Origin of the sequence: Mesorhizobium sp. CC13, assembly GCF_039907765.1 — a bacterium.
Lineage (GTDB): Bacteria > Pseudomonadota > Alphaproteobacteria > Rhizobiales > Rhizobiaceae > Aminobacter.
Window position 1 is genome coordinate 112321 of record NZ_JARDJI010000015.1, and the last position, 6536, is coordinate 118856.

General features: G+C 65.1%; 4 protein-coding genes. All 4 read right to left on the minus strand.

Going from position 1 to position 6536, the window contains the following annotated elements; all coding sequences use genetic code 11:
- Positions 1–356: 356 nt before the first annotated feature.
- The gene (locus PV773_RS18790) at positions 357–1001 is read right to left on the minus strand and encodes an SH3 domain-containing protein (protein ID WP_347967815.1); all 645 of its coding nucleotides are present in this window, start codon (positions 999–1001) and stop codon (positions 357–359) included.
- Between the two features lie 169 nt (positions 1002–1170).
- On the minus strand, positions 1171–4419 hold the full coding sequence (locus PV773_RS18795) for an Ig-like domain-containing protein (protein ID WP_347967816.1): 3249 nt from the start codon (positions 4417–4419) through the stop codon (positions 1171–1173).
- A 315-nt stretch (positions 4420–4734) separates the two neighbouring features.
- Positions 4735–5046, minus strand: coding sequence for a MoaD/ThiS family protein (locus PV773_RS18800; RefSeq protein ID WP_347967817.1), 312 nt, complete (start codon positions 5044–5046; stop codon positions 4735–4737).
- Between the two features lie 16 nt (positions 5047–5062).
- A complete protein-coding gene (locus PV773_RS18805; RefSeq protein ID WP_347967818.1) occupies positions 5063–6145 on the minus strand; it encodes an exo-alpha-sialidase in 1083 nt (360 codons plus the stop codon).
- Positions 6146–6536 lie beyond the last annotated feature (391 nt).

Sequence of the window (6536 nt, forward strand, 5' to 3'; positions counted from 1 at the left end):
GGAGCAGTCGGCCTCCGCCAGGCATGACGCCCCTGAAGAAGCAACCTTAGCAGGTTGCGGCTAGATTTGTAAGCAACGAGTAAGTGTGGCCCGGATCGTTCGACATTTCAGGGTCGTCTCAATTCGAAGGATGCACACGACATTGTAGGTAGTCTCGGCAAGGACCGTCGTCCGATCGACGCCCTGGTGTCGTGTCGGCCGAGATGGCGACCCCTAACCGGAGGCGTATCTACCTCGTGCGCTCCTTCCGCGTGCCGCTTCGGCGCGCCCATGGCCCAGGACGAGGCGATCCGGGCGCGACGGACCGACATGGCCGGGCGAGCCTGCTCGCCTGGCCTGTGGCTGTCGCCTGCCGCTCATTCGGGACGCAGGAAGCGGCCGTTGACCCAGCCTTCCTGGCCGCGATAGCGCACCTTGCACCAGTTCTGGCCCTCGAGGCAGCCGAGGTTGCGCAGGCCGTCCGCGTCGAAGGGGATCTCGCCGACGACGAAGCCGCGCGGCGACGGCGTCTCGCGCATGTTGAGCACGTCGTCGGGGCTGACGCCGACCACGCGCCAGGAGCGCGGTCCGGGCAGCGGCTCCGGTCCGGGGCCGGGGTCGCCGCGGCCGAAGACACTGACGCCGAGCGCGAAGGGGGCGGTGCCGTTGCGGCGGGCTTCGGCGCGCAGCAGGTAGATCTGGATCGTGTAGAGGCCCGAGGCCGACAGGCGCCCGTCCCATTGCGTCTGTTCGCGGGCGATGGCGCGGCCACGCGGGTCGACGACGTTGAAGTAGAGGAAGCGGTTGCGCGACCTGAGGTCGAGGCTCATGCGCTGGCCGGCCCGCGCCTCGAGCCGGTAGGATGCGCTGATGCGGCCGAAGACGATGCCGCGCACCGTCGTCTGCGTCGCGCCCGGGCGCATGCGTAGCGTCTCGACACGCTCCTGCGCGATCGCCGCCTGCGGCAGGGCTGGCGCGAAGGCCAGCATGAAGGCCAGGAAAGCACCTGTACGTCGTATCATCTTGGTCCCCTCGAACGATAGTCTGGGCCGATACTAGAGTAAGTTGCCGAAGGCCGGGAGCCTGCTTTTGGAAAACTGAAGCTCCAACAAGAGGGTGGAGCCGTAGCCAGCTCAATCGCGGGAGTTCGGGAAGCATGTCGAAGCCTGCTGGCCGCGACATGCGTCGCCGTCAGAAGTTCTTGCCGACCTTGAGGCCAAGCGCGTGGCTCTGGCCGACGCCGCCGACGGCGGTGCGATAGTCGAACCTCGCGGTCCAGTTGTTGCCGAGGGCCGCGTCCAGCGACGCTCCCAGTGTTGCGTAGTCGCTGCCCTTGCTGTCGATGTCGAAGACATAGGGCAGGCCATCGGTGTCGGCGTAACCGAGGTTCACCCGGCTCGATCCCTCGAAATCATGGACATACTCGATGCGGGCGCCCGGTTTCAAAACGCCCCAGTCGGTGGTGATCGCGTATTCGACGCGAAGTCCGGCAATGCCCGAAAGCGTGTCGACGGTCTGGCTGCCGTATTTCAGCAGGTAGTCGCCGCTGCCGCCTTCGGTGAACCCCGAGAGCCACGACCTCGAAAGATCCAGCCTGCCATAGGGCGAGATCAGCCAGGCATCGTCGCGCTTTTCGTAGCTCGCGGTGATCGAACCGAAGATCTGCGTGCCGCTCCGCTCTCCGATGGCGTAGCCGCCGTTGGACGTCTCGTACCGCCTGCTGGACAAATCCAGCCAGCTGCCGCCGACGAGCCCGTCGAGATATGCCGACCTGAACGGCGAATAGCTCGCATAGACTGCGCCGCTGTAGGCGTGCGCGCGGCTTTCGGTGCCGTTCGGGCCGATGTCGGTCGCGTCCCGGCCGTAGCCTAAGCCGAAACCCGCCACGAGCGACTTGGAGAAGCGGTAGTCGATGCCGCCGCTGACGCCGGCGGTGGTGTAGTCCAGGTTCAGCCTGCCGTCGTCGCGCTCGCCGAAATTGACGAAGCCGCCGGTCCATACGGCCAGCTTGCCGAGGTCGACATCGACCGGCGACTGCGCCGGCTGGCGGCCGTTCTCGTCGTCGGCATAGTTGTGCATGGCAAAGCCGCTGCCGGCCGCGCCCTTGGGAGCCTTGCCCAACAGGTCCTCGAAGCGCTGGTCCTCGTCGGTCTTGCCGTCGTTGCCGGAATAGCCGAGCCGCACCGCCATGCTGTTGCGGCGGCGCTCGCCTTCGTCGTGCAACTGCTCGAGACGCGAGTTGAAGTTCTGCGTCTGGCTTTCGGCGAAGCGCCTGGCGCTGTCGACCTGAGCGGTCAGCAGGCCGGTCACCTCGGCGTCTTCCGACGGATCGGGGCGTCCGGTGACGTCGAAATAGATGGAGGTTGGTGCGGACGCGGCAGAGGCATTGCTCAGGGTGAAGACGACGGTCGCCTCGCCTTCGAACGTAATCGCCGCGTCGAAGGTGAGCTCAGTGCCGGTAATGGCCGCGGCGCCCGCTGCAGCAGACGAAAGCGAAACCAGTGCTGCCGCGGTGAACGGGCCACCCGTGGCCCCATCGGTCAGGTCGACCGTCACCTGTTTTCCTGCATCGACGCTGATGCGCCGCGAGACGGCAACCGGGGCCGGGGCGCCTACGGTCATCGAGTATGCCTGCTCGGCTGTGAAGCCCAGCGCGTCCGTCACCTTGACGGTGAAGTTGAAGGTGCCCGTCACGGTTGGCGTGCCCGATACGTTGCCTGCAGGGCTTAACGCCAGCCCGTTCGGCAGCGCGTTGTCGCTGATGGCGAAGGTATGGGGTGTCGTGCCGCCTGTGGCGGTCAGCATCTGCGAATAGGCTACGCCGAGGGTTGGATTGGGAAGCGTCGCCGGCGCCAGGGAGATGGTCGGAGGGTTCGTCGCATAACTGTTGGACACGGCGCTGCTGCCCGGATTGCCGGCGGCATCCGACACGGCCGAGGCGGCAAGCGTGATCGTGTTGCGTGATGCTGACGTGCCGGTCGCAGTGAGCGTGAAGGTCCAGACGATATTGTCGGACGTCCGTAGTGCCGACGTGGTGCCGCCGGTCAGGCTCAGGTCAGTAAGGCCAAGACCGGTTACCGCCTCGGAAAAGGTGATCGTCACCGGTGACGTTTCCCCGTCTCTCAAGCTGGTGACTTCCACGTCGATCGTCGCGGTCGGCCCCGCGGTATCGATCGCGTAGTTGTTCGAATCGACGGTTCCGCTGCCGGTGTTGCCGGACGCGTTTTGCACGCCGGTCATGTCGAGCGAGATCACGTTGCTGGCGTCGGACACGTTTGCCGAAGGGGTGAATGTCGCCGTCCAGGATACGCCGCCGTCCGAGGACGATACAGCCGAAAGTGTCCCGTTGCTGACTGTCAAATCGGCGTTGTTGAAGCCGGTCACCGCCTCCGAGAAGGTGATCGTCACCAGCGATGTCTCATCCGTTTTCAGTGCATTGTCGGCGACGACGACCGTTGCCGTCGGCAGCACGGTGTCGATGGTGAAATTGGCCGAATTGGTCATGCCAGTGCCGGCATTGCCGGCCACATCCGTCACGCCCGCATTGTTCAGGGTAAGCAGATTGGTCGCGTCGCTCACGCCTGCGTTGGGGTTGAACGTCGCCGTCCAGGTGATGCCGCCGTCCGACGACGACACGGTCGACAGAGTCCCGTTCGGGACGGTGAGGTCGGCGTTGTCGAAGCCGGTCACCGCTTCCGAAAAGGTGATCGTCAGCAGCGACGTGTCGCCGGCGGCGAGGGTGGGGTCGGCCATGACGAGTGTGGCGGTCGGTCGCTGTGAATCGACCGCATAGTTGTTCGAATCGGTCGTTCCACTGCCATTGTTGCCAGCCGAGTCTATGACGCCTGTATTGTCCAGGGTGATCAGATTGCTCGTGTCGGTTATGCCTGCTGTCGGGGTGAGCGTCGCCGCCCAGCTTATGCCGCCGTCCGAGGACGACAGAGCCGACAAAGAACCATTTCCGACGCTCAGGTCGGCGTTGCTGAAGCCAGCCACAGCCTCCGAGAAGGCGACGGTCACCAGCGACGTCTGGCCGATGCCGAGCGCAGTGTCGGCAACGACGATCGTCGCGGTCGGCCTCATGGTATCGATGGCATAATTGTTGGAATTGACGGTGCCGCTGCCAGCCTCGCCGCCTCCGCTTGCCACCCCTGTCATGTTCAGGACGATCAAGTTGGTAGAGTCGGAGATGCCCGCCGAAGGTGCAAATGTCGCCGTCCAGGTGATGCCGCCGTCCGAAGAGGAGACGGCCGTCAGGGAGCCGTTCGATGCAATGAGGTCGGCGTTGTTGAAGCCGGTCACCTGCTCCGAAAAAGTGATCGTAACCAGCGAGGTGTCGCCAATCTTGAGCATGGTGTTTGAGACGACGGCCGTTGCCGTGGGAGGTGCACTGAGGGCCATCGACGGCCAGAGCAGGCCCACGCAGAGTATCAGCATCATCCTTAGTCGCGCGCTGAACCACGCAATCGCTGCCGTTGCGCCCGCGCGTCGCGTCGTCTGATGCTGCATCTGTCGCCCCCGCGAACCACACTATCGCGCTTGTTGCCGGCGCGACTGCGGTTCCATGCCCGATCAGATGACTTTCCGAGCAGAGCGGACGAGTCATCTGCCTGGACTGAAATATTGGCTTTCGGGTCACGTCAACAGAAGAATAGGAGCCTGATTTCGTAAATATATGGTCCAGATCGACTTTTACATCTTCTTGTATAATGTGGATTTACTAAAATATTCCATAGGTTGCACTGGCGGCAAAACTCAACCACCGCTGATCGCGGTGAGCACGAAAACCTCGATGCCCGGCCGCAGCTTCGTCTTCAGCGTCGCGCGTTCGCCGTCGACGAACACGTTCATGTGCCGGCGGATGGTGGGGCGGCTGTCGCAGATGCGGTCGCGCATGCCCGGCCAGCGCCGGTCGAGTTCGTCGACCATGTTCCTGACGGTCGCGGCCTGCATCTCGACGCGCCGCGACGAGCCGGGGAACAGGTCGACCAGCACGCCGGGCAGGCGCACCACGACGGGCGTGGTTCTTGCCTCCGTTCGACGGTCGGGGTCTTGCCGGTCGAGCATGTCCGCCATCCCAGGCTCAGCCGTCGACCACCAGCGTCTCGACCGACAGGATCGAGGGCAGGTGCTGGGCCACGCTCGTCCAGCTTTCGCCCTCGTCGGCGCTGGCGAACAGCGTGCCCGAGCTGGTGCCGAAATAGACGCCCGCGGGCTCGAGCCGGTCGGTCGACATCGCCTGGCGCAGCACGCCGATATAGGCGTTCTCCTGCGGCAGGCCGTTGCGCAGCGCCTGCCAGTCGTGGCCGCCGTTCCGCGTCCGCCACACCGCGGCCTTGGCGTCGGGCACGAAGCGGCCGGCGCTGTCGCCGTTGAGCGGCACGAGATAGAGCGTTTCGGGATCGCGCGGGTGCGCTGTGGCCGGGAAGCCGAAGGTGGAGGGCAGGCCCTTCTCGATGCTCTGCCAGTGCTTGCCGCCGTCGTCGGAGCGGTACATGCCGCAATGGTTCTGCTGGTAGAGCCGGTTCGACATGCCGGGCGCCATGACCAGATTGTGCACGCACTGGCCGAATTCGGGATAGTTCTCGCCCTCGGGCAGGAAATCTGCGCGGGTGCCGTGGTTGCGCGGCTCCCAGGTGCGGCCGCCGTCGGCGGTGTGGAACACGCCCGCCGCCGAGATGCCGACCCAGATGCGGTCGTGGTCGTTGGGATCGACCACCAGCGAATGCAGGATCAGGCCGGCGCCGCCTGGGTTCCAATGCGGCCGGGAAGGGTGCTTCTGCAGGCCCTCGACGTGGCTCCAGCTCTGGCCGGCGTCGTCGCTGCGGAACAGGCCGGCCGGCTGCACGCCGGCATAGAGGCTGCCATTGCCCTTGGCGAGGCTCCACACCGCCTTGATCGGCTCCTCGCCTTCGGCATAGGCGAGGCCCTCGCTCGAATGCGTCCACGTCTCGCCGAGATCTGTCGACTTCCATACCGCCGGGCCGAACCACTCGTTGCCGCCGGCGCCATAGATCGTGCCCGTCTGCTGGTCGGCGATGACGTGGTTCATCGGCCAGGTCTCGCAGAACGGGCCGCGCAGCTTCCACGAGCGCCTCGCGGCGTCGCTCTCGGCGATGAAGGCGCCTTTCTTGGTCCCGAGCAGGACAAGGATCTTGCGTGCCATTGGTCTCCTCCCCGGGAGTCCGATCCTCAGACATCGAATCCGGATCGGCGGCTATCCTTTTCAATTGCCTCGCATTTTTCGGCGCGTCCGGCGGCGTCCTTGCCTCGGCGGGCGCGGGCAGGCGGCTAGATTAGCGGCAAAGCCCGCACCGGAACAGCCGATGCCGGTCGTCTCCTGACAATCTGGATACTGGCGGGGCCGCCGGCCGGGTCGCCGGCGGAACTGCCGCCGGACCGGACATTCGGGTTGACAGTGCGCCATAATTCAATACCCGTCGTCCCAGGTTTCAGACGTTTCCTCGAAAGGATCGAGCAATGACGATCAACGTTGCACCGGTGGGCCTGGCGCGCGAGCTGATCGAGCGGCAGAAGTCGGGCAAGCCGATCCGCAT

Excerpts from the sequence above, each read along its gene's own strand:
- PV773_RS18795 (WP_347967816.1), bottom strand. The coding sequence starts at position 4,419 with ATGATGCTGATACTCTGCGTGGGCCTGCTCTGGCCGTCGATGGCCCTC.
- PV773_RS18790 (WP_347967815.1), bottom strand. The coding sequence starts at position 1,001 with ATGATACGACGTACAGGTGCTTTCCTGGCCTTCATGCTGGCCTTCGCG.
- PV773_RS18800 (WP_347967817.1), bottom strand. The coding sequence starts at position 5,046 with ATGCTCGACCGGCAAGACCCCGACCGTCGAACGGAGGCAAGAACCACG.
- PV773_RS18805 (WP_347967818.1), bottom strand. The coding sequence starts at position 6,145 with ATGGCACGCAAGATCCTTGTCCTGCTCGGGACCAAGAAAGGCGCCTTC.